The 18116-nt window shown below is 46.3% G+C and carries 16 protein-coding genes; 9 read left to right on the top strand and 7 right to left on the bottom strand.

The window, feature by feature from the left end:
* Window positions 1-31: 31 nt before the first annotated feature.
* Window positions 32-2776, bottom strand: coding sequence for a DNA polymerase I (polA, locus tag ACH10T_RS10275; protein WP_394809187.1), 2745 nt, complete (start codon window positions 2774-2776; stop codon window positions 32-34).
* Window positions 2777-2788: 12 nt separating this feature from the next.
* Here polA and ACH10T_RS10270 point away from each other — a divergent pair, with 12 nt between their 5' ends.
* The 4 genes from ACH10T_RS10270 to ACH10T_RS10255 all read left to right on the top strand — a co-directional run bounded on the left by ACH10T_RS10270 (window position 2789) and on the right by ACH10T_RS10255 (window position 6014).
* Complete coding sequence (locus ACH10T_RS10270) at window positions 2789-3508, top strand: TIGR00730 family Rossman fold protein (protein WP_394809186.1); 720 nt, start codon at window positions 2789-2791, stop codon at window positions 3506-3508.
* A gap of 105 nt (window positions 3509-3613) precedes the next feature.
* Window positions 3614-3961, top strand: coding sequence for a DUF2782 domain-containing protein (locus ACH10T_RS10265; RefSeq protein ID WP_394809185.1), 348 nt, complete (start codon window positions 3614-3616; stop codon window positions 3959-3961).
* An 83-nt stretch (window positions 3962-4044) separates the two neighbouring features.
* Entirely contained in the window at window positions 4045-4995 is a 951-nt protein-coding gene (locus tag ACH10T_RS10260; protein WP_394809184.1) for a homoserine kinase, read from the top strand.
* Between the two features lie 44 nt (window positions 4996-5039).
* On the top strand, window positions 5040-6014 hold the full coding sequence (locus tag ACH10T_RS10255) for a BPSS1780 family membrane protein (RefSeq protein ID WP_394809183.1): 975 nt from the start codon (window positions 5040-5042) through the stop codon (window positions 6012-6014).
* Window positions 6015-6036: 22 nt separating this feature from the next.
* Here the strand turns inward: ACH10T_RS10255 and ACH10T_RS10250 are convergent, their stop codons facing one another.
* Window positions 6037-8238, bottom strand: coding sequence for a UvrD-helicase domain-containing protein (locus tag ACH10T_RS10250; protein ID WP_394809182.1), 2202 nt, complete (start codon window positions 8236-8238; stop codon window positions 6037-6039).
* Window positions 8239-8388: 150 nt separating this feature from the next.
* Complete coding sequence (locus ACH10T_RS10245) at window positions 8389-9258, bottom strand: phosphoribulokinase (protein WP_394809181.1); 870 nt, start codon at window positions 9256-9258, stop codon at window positions 8389-8391.
* Between the two features lie 331 nt (window positions 9259-9589).
* Here ACH10T_RS10245 and ACH10T_RS10240 point away from each other — a divergent pair, with 331 nt between their 5' ends.
* The 4 genes from ACH10T_RS10240 (at window position 9590) to ACH10T_RS10225 (ending at window position 11910) form a co-directional block, all read left to right on the top strand.
* Complete coding sequence (locus ACH10T_RS10240) at window positions 9590-10114, top strand: hypothetical protein (RefSeq protein ID WP_394809180.1); 525 nt, start codon at window positions 9590-9592, stop codon at window positions 10112-10114.
* A gap of 15 nt (window positions 10115-10129) precedes the next feature.
* Window positions 10130-10669, top strand: a complete 540-nt coding sequence (locus tag ACH10T_RS10235) for a hypothetical protein (RefSeq protein ID WP_394809179.1) — start codon at window positions 10130-10132, stop codon at window positions 10667-10669.
* A 296-nt stretch (window positions 10670-10965) separates the two neighbouring features.
* Entirely contained in the window at window positions 10966-11490 is a 525-nt protein-coding gene (locus ACH10T_RS10230; RefSeq protein ID WP_394809178.1) for a hypothetical protein, read from the top strand.
* Window positions 11491-11547: 57 nt separating this feature from the next.
* A complete protein-coding gene (locus ACH10T_RS10225; protein ID WP_394809177.1) occupies window positions 11548-11910 on the top strand; it encodes an exosortase system-associated protein, TIGR04073 family in 363 nt (120 codons plus the stop codon).
* 75 nt (window positions 11911-11985) lie between these two features.
* Here the strand turns inward: ACH10T_RS10225 and ACH10T_RS10220 are convergent, their stop codons facing one another.
* The 4 genes from ACH10T_RS10220 to ACH10T_RS10205 all read right to left on the bottom strand — a co-directional run bounded on the left by ACH10T_RS10220 (window position 11986) and on the right by ACH10T_RS10205 (window position 15740).
* On the bottom strand, window positions 11986-13185 hold the full coding sequence (locus ACH10T_RS10220; protein WP_394809176.1) for a ferritin-like domain-containing protein: 1200 nt from the start codon (window positions 13183-13185) through the stop codon (window positions 11986-11988).
* Window positions 13182-14036: a phosphate/phosphite/phosphonate ABC transporter substrate-binding protein gene (locus tag ACH10T_RS10215; protein WP_394809175.1), complete on the bottom strand. Its 855-nt coding sequence runs from the start codon at window positions 14034-14036 to the stop codon at window positions 13182-13184. Before ACH10T_RS10215 ends, ACH10T_RS10220 begins: the two co-directional genes overlap by 4 nt.
* Window positions 14037-14047: 11 nt before the next feature.
* Window positions 14048-15166, bottom strand: coding sequence for an acyl-CoA dehydrogenase family protein (locus ACH10T_RS10210; protein ID WP_394809174.1), 1119 nt, complete (start codon window positions 15164-15166; stop codon window positions 14048-14050).
* Window positions 15167-15257: 91 nt separating this feature from the next.
* Window positions 15258-15740: a hypothetical protein gene (locus tag ACH10T_RS10205; RefSeq protein ID WP_394809173.1), complete on the bottom strand. Its 483-nt coding sequence runs from the start codon at window positions 15738-15740 to the stop codon at window positions 15258-15260.
* A gap of 321 nt (window positions 15741-16061) precedes the next feature.
* Between ACH10T_RS10205 and ACH10T_RS10200 the strand changes: the two genes are divergently transcribed.
* Window positions 16062-17462: an alkaline phosphatase PhoX gene (locus ACH10T_RS10200; RefSeq protein WP_394809172.1), complete on the top strand. Its 1401-nt coding sequence runs from the start codon at window positions 16062-16064 to the stop codon at window positions 17460-17462.
* Window positions 17463-18116 lie beyond the last annotated feature (654 nt).

The following is an 18116-nucleotide window of genomic DNA, read 5'->3' as shown; positions in this document are numbered from 1 at the left end:
GCGCCTGCAATAATCTGCGGGCGTATTTTACCTAATGTGCCTGTTCCCAGTTATCGCCGACACCAACTTCTATCAACAATGGCACATCCAACTGCAAAACATTTCCCATATATTCCGGCAACGCGTTTTTTACTAACACAATTTCATCATACGGCACTTCTAGAACCAACTCATCATGTACTTGCATAATCAGCTTGCTGCGTAGCTGCTCCTTGTACAGCCAGTTACGCACGGCAATCATCGCCAGTTTGATAATATCTGCTGCGGTTCCCTGCATCGGTGCATTGATGGCAGCACGCTCCGCGCCTTGGCGGCGATTTCCATTGGCATTATTAATCTCGGGTAACCATAATCTACGCCCCAGCACGGTTTCGACATAACCCAGTTGCCTGGCTTTTTCCCGGGTATGCTGCATATAGCTTTCCACTCCCGGGTACCGCGCAAAATATCGTTCCATATAAGCACGTGCCGCACTACGCTCAATGCCTAATTGTGCCGCCAGGCCAAATTCTGACATGCCATAGATCAAACCAAAATTAATTACTTTGGCATACCGGCGCTGCTCCTGATCCACTTGCTCCAGCGGAATTCCAAATACTTCTGCAGCAGTCGCTTTATGAATATCCTCACCGGCTGAGAAAGCCTTCAAAAGACCCTCATCCTGAGAAATATGCGCCATAATGCGTAATTCTATTTGTGAATAATCGGCTGAAATAATCTGGTGCCCAGGCGGCGCAATAAATGCTTCGCGAATTCTCCGGCCTTCGCTGGTGCGCACCGGAATATTCTGCATATTAGGATCTGAGCTGGCTAAACGCCCTGTCACGGCAACCGCTTGTGCGTAATTGGTATGCACCCGGCCGGTATTTCGATCCATCATCAGCGGCAGTTTATCGGTATACGTCGACTTTAATTTGGCAAGACTACGGTAATCGAGCAACAATTTAGGCAATGGATAATCCAACGCAAGCTGCTGCAGGACATCTTCATCGGTAGAAGGAACACCGGTAGGTGTTTTCTTGATGATAGGCAATTTCAGTTGGGTAAACAGAATTTCCTGTATCTGCTTAGGTGAATTCAGATTAAACGGCTGCCCGGCGACTGTATAAGCCTGTTGCTCCAAAGCGTATAATTTCTCACCCAATTCATGGCTTTGCTTCTGCAATAGCTTATAGTCCAGCAAAACACCGTTACGCTCAATTTCAAACAACACATCCAGAATCGGCATTTCGATCTCACGATAGATATAATTCAGCCGATCGTCACTTTGGATGGCGGGATACAAAGCCTGATGCAGTCGTAAGGTAATATCCGCATCTTCCGCTGCATACTGGGTGGCAACATCAATCGCCACTTCATCAAAACCGATGCGATTCACACCTTTCCCGGTAACATCGTCATAGCTGATTGTTTTAATATCCAGATGACGCATTGCCATATTATCCATATTATGCGGACGATGGGATTCCAGAACGTAAGACTGGAGCAGCGTATCATGCACAATACCGTTCAATTGAATGCCATGATTGGCAAAAACATGCTTATCGTATTTTAAATTCTGACCCAATTTAGGTTTTTCCGCATTCTCCAGCCATGGTTTAAGTTTATTCAATGCTTCATCAAGCGACAGTTGCTGCGGCACGCCGGTATAACTGTGCACCAGGGGCAGATACGCAGCCTGATGGCTTTCAATACAAAATGAAATGCCCACCAGCTTTGCTTGCATTGGATTTAAACTGGTCGTTTCACTATCCACGGATACCAGTTGCGCAGCATCCAACCGGATTAGCCAATCATTCAACTCGCCTTCGGTGAAGATAGTCTGGTAAGTTCCTGAATGCGTCTGAGCAGCACTGTTGTTTCCGTTATCCGTTGCCAGCGCTGTCCGATTTTCGTTAGGCTCACTTGATCCCGATTGACTTGTATTGCTTTGCTGGCGCAATTCGCGCAATGACGCCCTCATGTCCAGTTGTTCATAGAGCCGGATAAGTTGCCCGGTATCCTGAGGTTTAGATGCAAGATCGGTGATTCTGACTGGCAGATCCACATCGCATTTAATCGTAATTAACTGGCGCGCTATATCGAACCAATCCAGTGCCTTACGTAAATTGTCGCCAATCGCTCCCTTGAATTCATCGGCATGTGCAATGATGTTGTCCAGCGATCCATATTGCGTCAGCCATTTGACCGCAGTTTTGGGTCCCACTTTATGCACGCCAGGAACGTTGTCAGACGTATCCCCTACCAACATCAGATAATCCAACATACGTTCCGGCGCTACGCCAAATTTTTCAACCACACTTGCCTCATCGAGTACTTCATTGCTCATGGTATTAACCAGCGTTATCTTTGCGTTGACCAATTGCGCAATATCTTTATCACCGGTTGAGATAATGCACTGCATATCTGCTTCAGCAGCTTGTTTTGCCAGGGTGCCAATGACATCGTCGGCTTCCACACCATCAATAATCAACATTGGCCAACCCATTGCACGGATGCAGGCATGCAAAGGTTCAATTTGAATGGCCAGATCATGCGACATAGCCGGTCTATGCGCTTTATACGCAGGATAGAGTTCGTCGCGGAAAGTTTTACCTTTTGCATCAAACACACACGCGCTATAATCCGCTTGGTAGTCCTTATGTAAGCGCCGCAGCATATTGAGCACACCATGAATTGCACCCGTCGGTTCGTTGTTACGATTGCGTAAATCAGGTAATGCATGAAAAGCACGATATAAATAAGACGAACCATCCACCAGCAACAATGTTTTCATTTACAAATTCCTATGAACCTACGAGATAAACCGGCCACTCACCTATCTGTGGATAAACCTTGGTCAGCAAAAGAGTCATGGCGCCTGTTTGGAATTATGGCAGAGTTTGTTGAAGGAACAGAACGTCTTGATACCATTCAACCTGCTGTCAGTATTTTTGGCAGCGCGCGTACCAACCCAGACAGCCCACACTATAAATTAGCCGAGCAAATTGCCAAACAACTTTCTGATGCTGGTTTCTCAGTTATCTCCGGTGGCGGGCCAGGTATCATGGAAGCTGCGAATAAAGGCGCTTATTTTGGGAAATCACCCAGCATCGGTTTAAATATTCAATTACCCCACGAACAGCATCGTAACGCTTACCAGGATATCAGTCAGACCTTTCGGCATTTCTTTGCACGTAAATATATGTTTGTTAAATTTGCGACTGCCTACGTAGTGTTACCCGGGGGCTTTGGAACATTGGACGAATTAATGGAAGCGTTGACACTGGTGCAAACCGGAAAAACCCGGAAAATGCCCATTATCTTAGTCTATTCGGAATTCTGGCGCGGATTACTTGACTGGTTCCAGAAGACATTAATCGCCGAAGGCTTTATTTCTGCGGAAGATATGAACTTGATCCAGATCATTGATGAACCCAGTCAGGTAGTTAACGCAATTTTTCAGTATTATGAAACCAGTGGATTTGAACCAACTGCTGCTGAAAGAGAAATTCAGCTCAATCTTTAACCGTCGCCTACGATTTTAGGTAGAATACAAAGTAATCCTGACCTACCGGCAACCAAAATGTACCAACTTATCTTTATACTGCTGTTAAGTTCTACAATACCTGTCATGGCGCAAACTGAGCAGCCGAAACAGACGAAAAAATCTTCACAGCCGGATAATTTAATACCATTGCCGGAAATTCCTGAATTACCCCGTGATTTGACCGATCCGCCACCACTTCCACCCGATATTCCACCGGATCCTGAGCTGGAAACACAGGTTACCATTATAAAACGTGGAGAAGATACCATTGAAGAACACCGAATCAATGGCGAGCTTCTCATGATCAAAGTTATTCCACGTATCGGCCCGCCTTACTACCTGAAAAAAAATACTGGTAGAGGTTCACACACGCATGCGGGTGAAGCGGGTATTGATGTCAGTCCACCCATGTGGCAACTGTTTAAATTTTAACTTTAATACAAAACGAAACCAAACGTGATCCCATGAGATTCATCAGCGCTTACTTCTTTTTCGTTTTTTTATCCTGTTAACTCATGTCTGTTTTCACACCAGTTACTGATAGCCAGCTCACGGCTTGGTTAAAAGATTACGCGCTTGGTCAGCTTATCAATCTGCAAGGTATCTCCTCAGGTATTGAGAATACCAATTATTTTGTCACGACCACGCAAGGCAAGTTTGTATTGACCTTGTTCGAGAAATTAACGAACCACGAATTACCTTATTATTTGAATTTGATGGCACATTTATCGCAGCATAATATCCCTTGCCCGGCTCCGATTCCTAGGTTGGATCACAGTCTATTAGGTAAACTGAACGGCAAACCGGCGACAATCGTTACCTGCCTGCCGGGACAATCATTAACACACCCGACCGCAGAACAATGTGCAGAAGTTGGTAGAGTACTGGCACAAATGCACTTATCCGGAAAATCCTATCCCGGGAAAATGAATAATCCACGCGGATTAACATGGTGGCAAGCCAAAGTGCCTGAGATTTCACCGTTCTTATCTGCAGATGAGAAATCGTTACTCAACTCAGAACTTGATGCTCAGTTGGCGCAACAAACCACGACATTACCCAGTGGCGTTATCCATGCTGATCTGTTCCGGGACAATATTTTGTTTACCGGTCAGAAAATTGGCGGTGTTATCGATTTTTATTTCGCCTGCAATGATACTTTTTTATATGATCTGGCAATTGTTGCCAACGATTGGTGCATGACTGAGGAAAAGATTTTGGACAGAATGCTCACACTTTCACTCATTGAAGCCTATCATACGATTCGACCATTATCCGGTGCCGAGCAAGATGCCTGGCCTGCTATGTTGAGTGCAGGTGCGCTACGTTTCTGGATTTCCCGGCTTTATGATTACCATTTGCCACGCCCGGGAGAACTGACACATGCCAAAGATCCCGCTCATTTTAGAGAAATATTGAAAAATCACGCGACAGATCCAGACAAACTGCGACAACTCTGGATATAAATAATAATTAAAACTGTTTATCGAACTTAACTGGAGAAACATCAATGGAAATGCATCAAGTCCACGGAAAACAGGGATTGCAATGGATCTTAAGCGGCTTCTACCTGTTCCGCAAAGCGCCGCTGGCTTGGGTATTTGTTTGCTTTACCTTGATGTTGATTGCGATGGCAATGTCGTTCATACCCTTGCTGGGAAAGTTTATTTTTACATTAATTTCACCCATATTTCTGGCCGGAATCATGTTGGGCTGCAAGGATATGGAACAAGGTAAACCGATTGAGTTGAAACACTTATTTATTGCTTTCAGAACCACCCCGGCACCACTCATTACCATTGGCGGTATCTATCTGATTGGGCAAATCCTGATCATTGGCCTGGTGATGTTGATCGGAGGCTCTCAGATGACAGACATGCTGTTATATGGAAAAAGAGTCGACGAAAGCGAATTAATGGGTGTGATGAGCAACATGCTCACCTCTTCACTGATTGCATTAACCCTTTCCATTCCGCTGATGATGGCTTCCTGGTTCTCACCTTTGTTGGTGGTATTCCACAATGTTCCACCGATTGTTGCGATGCAAAGAAGTTTTTTTGCCTGTCTGAAAAACTTCATCCCGTTCCAGTTGTACGGCGTTACGCTGATTGTGCTCACTGTTCTTAGCCTGATGCCTTATGGTCTCGGGCTCGTCATCCTGATCCCCACTATTTTCACTTCAATTTATGTCAGTTACAAAGACATTTTTCTGGCCGAACCACTGCGCTTCAACAATGGCTCATCCGAACCAGATAATCAAAAAACAAACTGGACGAATGTTGATGAATCCTCGACAAAAGAAAATGAAACCAAAGCAGAACCCAATAACACAGAAAATAAAACACTTAAGTTGAGTGAAACAATTCAGTGCGCGCAGTGTAATTTATCTGTTCCGAGAAACGAGGCGATTGAAGATCAAGAGCAATTCTTTTGCAGCGAGGAACACCGTCAGCAGCATCAAGCTGCAGGAAAATCAGAGAAATGAGTCAAGAATTGGCGCTATCATACTAAACTACAGTCAATTTCGCGTACTCGAGTAATAACCATTTCGTTCCGGCATGATCAAAATTAACCTGGACGCGCGCTTCACTGCCGCTCCCTTCATAGTTGGTAATGATACCCGCACCAAATTTGGCATGTAGCACGTTCTGTCCGATTCTCCATGTGCCGCTGGAAGATTTTTTCTGACTGTAAGTTGTAGCTCTTGAGATGGATGTTGAGGTTTTATTATCAGTATTTGAATAGAATGGTTTCTGGTCAACTTTAGGTGTTGATTGCAGCCATTTCAAACAATTTTCCGGAATCTCATTCAGGAAACGCGATGCGATGTTATAGCGGGTTTGGCCGTGCAGCATACGGCTTTGTGCAAAACTGATATATAACCGGCGGCGCGCGCGTGTCATGGCCACGTACATCAACCGTCTTTCTTCCGCAATGCCATTGATCTCATTCAGACTGTTTTCATGCGGAAAAAGCCCTTCTTCCAATCCACTCAAAAATACGCTATAAAACTCCAGGCCTTTGGCAGCATGCACCGTCATCAGCTGCAACGCATCCTGACCGCTACCCGCCTGATGCTCACCGGCTTCCAGCGAAGCATGTGCAAGAAATTCTGCAAGGCTGTCATCTTCGGCTTCGTGCACAAAACTGGTTGCCGCGTTAATCAACTCATTCAGATTTTCCAATCTTTCTGCGCTTTCTCGCTCTTTGGCATAATGCGCTAGTAATTCACTGTGCGTCAGCATGTGTTCAACAATTTGAGGCAATGGTAACGTGCTGCAGCTTTGACGCATCGTCATGATCAAGTGAACAAATCCTGCAATGCCTTTTAAAGATTTGGGTGATTCTTGCACGATTGCTGTTTCACCGCCGTATTTCTGCAGCGCCGTAGCCCACAAGCTTCCGCCTTGCAATTTCGCATCATCCAGCAATTGCTCCAAACTGCGTGCACCAATCCCGCGTGCCGGGAAATTGATCACGCGCAATAACGCACTATCATCGTCAGGATTGGCAATCAAGCGCAAGTAAGCCAACGCATGCTTGATTTCCTGGCGATCAAAGAAACGCATGCCGCCGTAAACGCGATACGATATGGCGGCATTAAACAAACTGTGTTCCAAAACCCTGGATTGCGCATTGGAGCGATAAAGCAATGCCATCTCTGACAAGGTAATGCCTTCCGCATGCAAAGTTTTGACTTCCTCAACGATAAATGCAGCCTCATCGAAATCATTCGGTGCATTATAAACACGTACTAGTTCGCCCTTCCCTTCGGCGGTCCAAAGATTCTTCCCCAAACGTTCGCTATTGTTTTCAATCAGTGCGTTAGCAGCATCGAGGATATTGCCGTGCGAGCGGTAATTTTGTTCCAGCTTGATCACTTTGGAGATGCCGAAATCACGCTCAAAATCTCTCATATTGCCGGAATAAGCGCCGCGAAATGCATAAATACTTTGGTCGTCATCACCCACGACAAAGACTGCCGCGGCATCTTTCGTTCCCACGCCCGCCAGCAATTTGAGCCATTTATACTGCAATGGATTGGTATCTTGAAACTCGTCCACCAGGATATGACTAAAACGTTCCTGATAATGCTTGCACAAAATTTCATTGCGGCTCAGCAATTCGTAACTGCGCAGCAGTAATTCGGGGAAATCTACCGCACCTTCCTTGTTACATTGCTGCTCATAAGCCTGATAAAATTCAAGCATATGGCGTGAAAAAGCATCTTTCGCTACAACATAAGCTGCACGTAATCCGGCTTCTTTGGCATTATTGATAAACCATTGCACTTGGCGCGGCGGGAATTTCTTATCATCGGCCGACAAGCTCTTCAAGATACGCTTAACTAAAGCCAGTTGATCAGCGGAATCCAGAATCTGAAATGTTTGCACCAAGCCGGCATCCTGATAATGGGTACGCAGCATGCGGTGACACAATCCATGAAATGTCCCAATCCACATGCCGCGTGTATTTATCGGCAGCATGGCGGTAATACGGGTCAACATTTCCTTGGCAGCTTTATTGGTGAAAGTAACGGCCAGAATACCGTTCTGACTGGTTTTCCCCGATTGAATCAGATAAACAATCCGTGTCGTTAGCACGCGTGTTTTTCCACTGCCCGCGCCGGCCAACACTAATACCGATTGATGCGGTAGCGTAATAGCTTCCAGTTGCTGTGGATTCAGATCTGATAGTAAGGAAGTCATGTAACGATTTTAACCAAGTCTCCCATGATCATACTGAAGCAATTTGTATGAAATGGATCTCTAACTCACACTGATTAATTCAGAATCCGATAAATGAATATCCACATCTTATCGTGATCCATGAATTAACCGGAGGTCAGTCAAAAATTACTACGCTCTACTTTTTGCAACAATTTCCAGAATCAATGGGGTCAATATGAGTTCTATCGCCATGCCCATTTTTCCACCAGGAACGACGATGGTATTGGGACGGGACATAAATGAATCATGAATCATACTCAGTAAAAAAGGAAAGTCTGCTGTCAGCGGATCCCTAAAACGAATCACTACAAAACTCTCATCCAATGTTGGAATTTCACGTGCGATAAATGGATTAGAAGTGTCGACAGTGGGCACACGCTGGAAGTTGATATGAGTGCGTGAAAACTGTGGCGTAATGTAATGCACATAGTCATGCATGCGGCGCAGAATGGTGTGTGTAACCGCTTCTGCCGAATATCCGCGAGCACTGGTATCACGAAATATTTTCTGAATCCATTCCAGATTAACAATCGGCACCACACCGACCAGTAAATCAACGTACTTGGCCACATCTGCCGTATCGCTTTTTGCACCACCGTGCAATCCTTCATAAAACAGCAAGTCGGAACCGGCCGGAATCGGTGACCAGGGAGTAAATGTGCCAGCTTTCTGCTTCCAGGGTTCCGCTTCTTCATCATTATGCAGATATAAACGCGTCTGGCCGCTGCCGCTTTCGCCATACTCTTTGAATAAGGCTTCCAGTTTCTCAAATTCATTGGCTTCCGGACCAAAATGGCTGATCGCACGTCCGTTGTTTTTTTCCGATTCTGCCACGGCTTGCTTCATTGATTCACGATCATAACGGTGAAAACTATCCCCTTCTACGATCGCGGCTTTCAAATGCTCACGACGGAAAATATGTTCAAAGCTTGATTTTACCGTTGAGGTGCCTGCACCTGAAGATCCGGTAACGGCAATAACCGGGTTTTTTTGCGACATTCTAATGTTCTCCTAAAAAATATAACATTCAAGTTCACCGGACCAAGTAAAAGTCATCGACAGCAATTCTGTATTAATATGATACTTCTTTCTTTTCATATTTGGCAGCGGTGATCAGTTTGTATTCAGCGCCGTTCAGATTGAAAGCGATACGATATTGGGGCCTTATTGGAACTTATAAAATTTAAATCATGTCAGATTGATTGCTTACATAGCATGCGTATTGTATACCAAGACCACACATAAATTGTCTTTGGCATTTGTATAAGTCAGTAGAAAGTTAAAAGACTGATATTACCTGATGATTGGATTGATTTAGGATTGAGCTCGTATGAAAAGTTTCAAATGGCCATTGATCACAATTTCATTTCTAACCATAGCGCTCTACAACTTCGCATTGGCTGAAGGAGACGGTGGTGGTGATGGCGGCGAGGACAGTAGCAACGATTATGATGGCAGTGGCCATCATGATGGTGACGGCCATCATCACCACCATGGCAGTCATAATCAATTCATTTTCGGCCTCGGTGGCTACTATGACCCTTGGTTCTGGGGTGGCTACGGCTACTATAATCCGGGATTCTGGGGAAATTACTATGGTCCGGGTTTTTATAGTCCTTACGGCTATCGCGCGCATGGTTATACAGATCCTTTTTTCAGGCCTTACAATACTTATCCACCCGTTGTCACAGCGCCCTCTCGGCCACCTGCCTACATACAGCAGCAGGAACCCAAATTCGCACAACCAAAAACCAACTACTGGTACTATTGCCAAAAACCGGAAGGATATTATCCGCATATTAAGGCATGTCCGGGCGGATGGACACAAGTCGCTCCTCAACCCTATGCACAATAATGAAGCGAGAACACCATGAAAGTAATTAAACGAGTATTGATATTAATAATGGTTTACATATTAGCAGCGTGCGTCAGTTTGCCAAACGGGCCTAGCGTTATGACATTACCAGGTGCCGGCAAAAGCTTTGACCAGTTTCGCCATGATGATTACGACTGTCGCAGCTATGCATACGAGCAAGTGGGTGGTACCACACCGCGGCAAGCATCGCAAACTAGCGGAATAGAAAGCGCTGCTATCGGTGCCGGATTAGGTGCTGCTGCAGGCGCAGCGATTGCTGGAGGAGGTGGTGCGGCAATTGGTGCTGGCACTGGTCTTTTGACCGGTGGACTAGTCGGATCAGGTACTGCCAGCAGTTCCGCATACGTCAATCAACAGCGTTATGACATTAGTTATATCCAGTGTATGTATGCCAAAGGCCATCGCGTACCAGTATCCGGCAGAATCACCAATGATCCACCTGCAAATAACAATAGAGGAAGCTCATCTCCACCACCTAACTTTAACCCGCCGCCACCCCCGCCAGGCAATCCACCGCCTCCGCCTCCACGATAATTTCTCACTGACTTGTTACTCGCTCTCGGTAACAAGCCAGTGAATCAGCGATACTTTATATCTAAGCTGCGCTTGCAATCTCTGTGCTTAAATCTGCTAATGATTCAAATTACTCTACGCTCCATCATCGACTGACTTATCAAACAGCCAATAACTCAGTATCATATTAAGTTAGAATATGCAGTTGAATAGGGTCGGTGATTCATCTGCAATCATTGTTATCAGGATAGCAGATGAAATTTTGGTTATCCATAAACTGCAACTGGATTTTAAGATAAGAACATAGGAGTAAAACTGTGCACCCGATTGTACCCATTATCATGGCACTTGGCGCCATTCTGTTTCTTGTAGGCATAACCGTTCAGGCTCGGCTTGGCGTGCAGCGTATCCATACAATAAAACTACGCGGAAAGGAATATAAAGTTTGGTTTTTTGTCGCGACTACTGCCATCGCAGGCGTCGCATTAATTATGATATCGGTTTTAATACCGAAATATATGCCTTATCAGCCTGAGTCAGCTTCCAATTCAGTGCAGCCTGTACTACCCAGTAACTTGAAATATGAACTGAATTCCGTTTTATCCAGTATGAATCTTAATGACGATGCGATGATGAATACCATCAGCCGATTCCAGGTGGAATACCAGGAAGCATCGCAAAGAAACGAGAAAAACACTATGGATTTGCTCATTCTGGAAATGGCCTACCGGATCAGAACTGAACTGCAGAACCGGAATCACCCGGGAAACCAGATCGAGCGGGAAGTAGAGAGAATTATTGGGATTCTGAAGCAACCTGTCAAACAGGGGAACGATAAATAAAATAATTATCTGATATTTCTAAAAATATAATTCTATTAACTATTTAAGGAGTTTGCTATGAAGAAAATGATTCAAGCACTGTTAATGTTATCTGTCCTATTTTTAGCAATTCCCAATCTAGCACTCGCAGATGAATATCCTGATAAGGCTCTTGAGAAACTGGGAACTGGCCTTGCTAATGCTGTGACTGGGGTCGTTGAAATACCTAAAACGATAATAATCATCGGCAACAGAGATGGTGTCATTCATGGAATGACCGTCGGATTCATTAAAGGCATTGCCTATACTGTTGGCCGTTCATTGAGCGGTGCTTTCGATATCGCAACATTCCTTGTACCAACTACACCTTTTGTCAAGCCTACCCATATTTGGGATGATTTCAACCGGGAAACAACCTTCGTTGAAGCAAAAATGCGCTAATATTTTTTATCTCTGCATCATTATTGCGATTACTTAGCAGTCATTGCCATAACAGTGATGCATCTATTCAGATCATTACATAAAATTACGCGTATGCAAGGCAGAGAGTGATTGCGCTCTCTGCTCATCAAAACCAATCTTGCGCAAACGCCGTACACGCCCCTGCCCCATATCGGCAATCAGTTTTTGCACTTTCTCCCAACCCGCGCACAACGCCTCGGGTTGCCACGAACCGGCAGCCAGCAATATCAAAGAATCAAATACTTCTTCGTTAAGACCAGCAGCATGAGCCAGAACATCGTGACGACGTTCGATGGCTGCCGCCAAGCGTTCCAGCAATTTCAAATCCTCTCTCACATGTTGCGTGAGGTGAGCAACACCAAACGCAACATGGCGGGCTTCGTCCTGACCAACCAGCCGCGCTATCTCGCCTGTCACTGGGTCTGGCGCGTGTTGATGCAGAAACTGCAATAATGATAAAAAACTGCCTTCACCGAGCACGGAGAGTAGCATCGCCGATAATGCAAAATCCGTTTCATCAATCAACGTTTTAAGGGATGCCTGACCACCGGCAGTGGATAAACCCAGCTTCGGTCTGCGCAACAGTGCGCGCCGGGTAAATACTTCGATATGACGCGCTTCATCAGCCGCTTGGATCGCCAGCAACTGCATCACTTCGCGGAAGTGCGGATGTATTTGTGCGGCAAATCTGGCCGGAATGACAAGTGCCGCGGTCTCATTCTCGATAAGATACGTCATCACTTGCACGACTGCATCTTCAATTTCATCGTGCAACACGAAAGGCTCATCCCACGGAATCGCTGTAGCAGGATTCCATTGCGCGGCAGCAGCCTGAGCATACAATCGTGCAGCTTCCTGCGCCCAGACTTCGGCACGCGTATCGAGGTGAAAATCAAAAGCCGGCGCACCGGCTTCAATCATCGCGCTGCGGCCCGCCAATCCCCAGTTGGCATGCGCATGGGTCTGCGGCGTGGTGGCGTCACCGGTCGATTGTGCACCACGCCAACGCCCAACTTCAGCGCCACCACGGTATATCACCGCTACCGGCTCACCCTTAGATTGTGAGATTTCGATTTCGTGACCTTGCGCACGGCACCAGCCACGTAAATGTATGGCTAGTTCCGGTGCATTGCCGTACACCGCAACCGAAGCATGCACCGGCACTGCGCGCAGCGCACGTTTTATCAACAAATGTCCGCCTTGATCCAGCCCCAAATCACCGAGCTCGACGCTGCACATACCCCCCTCGATCATGAGTAAGACTTGTTTACGTCAGCAACAAATGCGTCGATAGTTTTGAATCGATTAACAGCTCTGGCCAATAATGCATATTTTTCAGTGCGTCCCGGCTTCCATTGTTTTAATCCTTCGAGATCCAGCAAAGACCTGACCAGCGGGTCGTCGTACGACATCGACATCAGGAGATCACAAAATCGTGTAATAACCGCTTCAGGCGCATCATCCAACACGGTAAAATTGCAATGATCATATTCACCAGTCTGTGCAAGAATGCGCGTGCTATTCGATGGCAGCGTACCCTCGCGGGAAAATAACAAATGATTACCGTCGATCATACAAGCCGCATCGACTGTTCCTTCGATTAATGCTTTGGCGGCATGGCGCTCACCCCCGATATGGTCGCCGTGTTTACCAACCAGTACATCAAATAAGCGCACCGCAAAATCTTTTTCTGGCTCAAGACCCGCCTCTGCCAAATGCAATAACGGAATCAATGTCGCCTGCGGTGAGTCGGAAGCACCCACGGCAACGGTCTTACCACGCAAATCTTCAATCGACCGGATCGGTGAATCATTGCGCACGGCAATTACACTGGTGAGATCACAATCGGTATCGCGCATGGCAATTGCTCTGATTGTTCGGCCGGTTTGCGCGGCAATGCGTTCGGCCTGCAACCATGCCAGCGGAGAATTCCACGCTACGTGAAAGTGTCCGGCAAAATGCCCTGCCACTTGCCGCTCATAGTTTGAATATAGAATGTAATCAAAATCAAAATCGTGCTGCGCAAACCATTTTTGGAAACCATCCCAAATGGTGACAACCTTCGGGTCGTATGCAACCGCTCCCAGTATTAACGTTGTAGCCATGCAGCGTTCTCTCAAAATACCGGCAGACCGCAAATGGCCTTGCCGATGAAGTCATACAATTGATCGGTTGTCGGTGCCATCACGGTACCGGCGCGTGCATCGCGAAATCGCCGTTCCACACCGACTTCACGGCGGAAAGCGGCACCACCGCAAACACGCATTGCCGTATCCAATACTTGAGTGGCAGATTCGCCGGAGGCGGCTTTGCATTCCAATACACGCAACATCACATCTTCGCGACCTGTTTCCAACGCAAGCAGCGTATCAAGCCACAGACAGCGCGCCTGATCGGTTGCAATCCGCATACGTGCAAGATACGCTCGGATAGTCGGGAGTTCTGACAATGCCGAATCAAGATAATCATAGCGCGTTCCCGCCACGTGACTGCACGCAGCCGCCGTCGCGCCCTCCATCAATCCGATTCCAGTGGCGGCTGTAAGCACATTAAATAAAGGCAACACCGTATCGAGCATAATCGCCAGACCTTGGCCATCTTCGCCCAGCATAGCATGGGCTGGGATTAAAACATTTTCAGCAGCGACCGGTGTAGAATCATTACCGCGCAAACCGAGGCCATCAAAACTACCTGTTATCGAAATGCCGCTGCTGTCACTCGGAACCAGCCAAAGGGTACTAGCACCTTCGGCGGCAGCAGGTTTGCTCGACCATACATACAAAGTCGCATGGTGCGCCGATGTCACCCAATTCTTTCTGGCATTTAAGCAAATACCGTTTGGCGCGCGCGTTGCTGTACTCACTGGCGCCCAGAAGTGGCTGCGTGATCCCGCTTCAGAAAAAGCCAATGTAGCCAGATGATTGCCTTGTGCGAGCTGCTTACGTACCGTTTCAGTGCCATATTTTTCTATGACAGCCGCCGCCGTATAATGCATACAGATTACCATTGCGGTCGATGCACATTCGCGTGCGAGACGTTCAACCACCAGCGCAGCAGCGCGCGGACCTTGTCCCAATCCCCCTACGCCTTTTGCACTAATCAATCCCAGCATACCAGTATCGCGCAAAGCATCAATCGCCGCCTGCGGAAATGCGCCTGTTTGATCTACTTCGGTTGCGTTCTTCGCGACGATATTCGTTGCAATTTTTTCTACATTATCTAAGTAGTCAGTCATAAATTTTTTTATGTGGTTGCACCTGAGCGGATGCCAAGATGTTAGCGTTGCTTCTCACGCAAAGATTATTTCTCGCTGTTTAATCACGAACTCAAATAGAACTGCCCATACTTGCAGGCGGCGAATCCGCTATCAAACATTCTCTAAATGAATACGCATCGATTCCCTCAGTTAAGCCATTACTTTCAACGAGTACAAAACTGATACAATCTTTCTCTTTGAAAAAATATTTATATTTATCAGGTTGCACCATATCAGGCAAAGCAATTTCATAAAACAAAGCATCCTGCACCCACCAGCGGCCTGATTCCGTGAAACTCTTTATCGTATCATCCGGTTCCTTAAAGCTGAATTCAATCGTATACGTGCCATCAGAATTTCTGGTTTGTATCCAGCTTTTTATCGTACCATTTTTTTCGGCATATTCGCCTTTCCACACTCCGATCAACTTGATGTCAATAAATGGGCTTGGATTAGCTACTGTGATTGCGTTACAGGCGAACAGACTAATTGCCAGAAGTACCAAAAAAAATAGTTTCATTGCTTTTCCTTTTGTTACTGTCAATTCAATCATTTTGTTTGAGTTAATTTGGAGAAGAAATTATCTCATTTTTCCAATCCAACACGCATAAAGTATTTTTTTACTGTGCCCCTTACAGTCATCAATTTATATTTTCAACGTAATATCCCCGCAATATCCCCGCAATAGGCCCGTCATATCCGGCCTTTATAATCATTCATGTACTGTAAAGCCATACTCGGGAGCAAATCGAGGGCCGGAAAATCCAGGACCTGCAAAGACGATAGCGCATATCTTATGACCGCAGATAGCCAGATTGCCTGTACATAGCATCGCATAAAAGAAATTTCTATGTATTACATTCAGGAGAATCCTATGTTCAAGAAAAAAACACTCGCTTTTTTAGTTTCCGGAGCGCTCATAACTATGGCCGGAACCATGCAAGCCACCGCTGCGAGCACCGGTTTTGATAATTTTACAGCCTTATCTAGCAGCGTTGCTGCTGGCTCCTTACCGGAATCCAGCCCATTTCAACTTGCTAATCCATCCTGGACACAAGTATCCATCGCCAATCGCACCAACCAGCTAAACCAAGGTCAAGACAATAGCGGCAACTGGGATATGATTACTGCTAACGAAACTGGGATCGATGCCGGCCGTTATCTGTTCATGCCTTTTGAAACAGACACTGCAGGTGTTCAGCGCATTGATTTGTTGAATCCCGATTATAATACTCGCACCGTAACCCTCGTTGCACCGGGTACACAAGATTTCGTTTCGGGCGACGCCTCTCTCTGGACACCGTGGGGTAGCTACCTGACAGCCGAGGAATCGTGGGGCACCGGCAGCACAAATGGTCGCCTATTTGAACTGACCAATCCAATTACCGCAACCGGCACAGGCGATTCAAATTTCGTGCAACGCGCTATTATTCCACACGTCTCACACGAAGGCCTGGCGTTCGATAATCACAACAACTTCTACTTCATCGACGAAGTAAACGGTGGCAGCATTTACAAGTATGTCTCCGCTAATCCGAACGCAACCAATGGCGATGATTATTTTGCCGCTGGCCAAACTTTCGTAATGCAGGTCAGCGGCGGTGGAAATGCCAATGCAACTGGCGCTATCACCTGGGCACCGATCACAGATGCCAATGGCGGTGTGTTAGCCGGCATTTCTGTTCTCAATAGTGATGGCAGCATTGATGGCCGCTTGTCCGCCGACAATGCCTTAGGAACCGACTATCAGCGCCCGGAAGATCTGCAGATAAAAACACTAGCTAATGGTGACCAGATCTTGTACGTTGCAACCACCACCACGGACGAAGTTTATTCCTTTAATCTTGGCAGCAATACCGCTAGCTTATTTGCGAATACCTCGACTCTCGATCAAGCCACAGGTCTGGGCGTAGGTGACACGTTTAATAATCCAGACAATCTGGCTATTGATGCCGAGGGGAATATATACATCGTTGAGGACCAACCAGGCGGCCAAGCCGACATTTGGTTTGCCACGGATGCCAATAATGATGGCATCGCCGAATCGATAGGCCGTTGGGCTTCCTTGTCCACCTTAGATGCTGAACCAACGGGGCTTTATTTCGACAAGTTCAACCCTAACGTGGCATACGTCAATGTACAGCATCCACTGAGTGGCGATGATCGTACCATTATGCTCACCGTCCCAGAGCCCGGAACCTACGCCATGCTTCTAGCAGGTCTAGGTTTGATTGGTGTTTCTGCTCGCCGCAGAAAATTTCCGCTAGTTAAGTAATTCAAGTTTTTAAATCTCAGCCAAAACGGGAGCTTCGGCGCCTGTCTTGGTTTGGGTCGAACGAACCCAAATAAAAACCGTCGAAAACTAATGTTTCACATGATTCCAAATACGAGAGGCTAGCATGATCTCAGGTAGATTCATGAATGCTTGTAGTATTTCGAATACTCTGCGCGATATTTTCTAAATACAAAACCATCTGTGGTTTCAACCGAGCCATTACTTTCAAGTAATGAGATACCAGAACATAGCCAATTCACAAACAGAATAATAGGAAACAACCCTATTCCAATGTCAGTGTGAAAAATGGCAAACAGTGATGTTAAACACATGCCCGAACTCTAAACTCTATTGAGAAGGAGTTACGCGGCACAGAGAGAATGACAGCAAGTAATTTTTGAACGTTCAATGGCGATTTTGACGCCTATCCGCTTCCGCAGATGTTTGCCTTAGCAGAGATAATTTACTTATTTTACTTACACTTATAGCCAGCATGTTCTTGAAGAACTCAGCTTGAAATGACGCCATCATGGACTGCATGATTTTCTGGTTGTTGCTTAAGGAAGCTCTGATTAAGTCCTTCGACAGGCTCAGGACGAACGGTAATATATTGATTACGTTCGTGGTGAGATTCTATGGTTCGCGTCAAGCATT

Origin of the sequence: Nitrosomonas sp., from assembly GCF_043753625.1 — a bacterium.
Classification (GTDB): Bacteria; Pseudomonadota; Gammaproteobacteria; order Burkholderiales; family Nitrosomonadaceae; genus Nitrosomonas.
The sequence above is the reverse complement of the archived record's forward strand: the minus strand, read 5'-3'. Positions and strand labels throughout refer to the sequence as shown.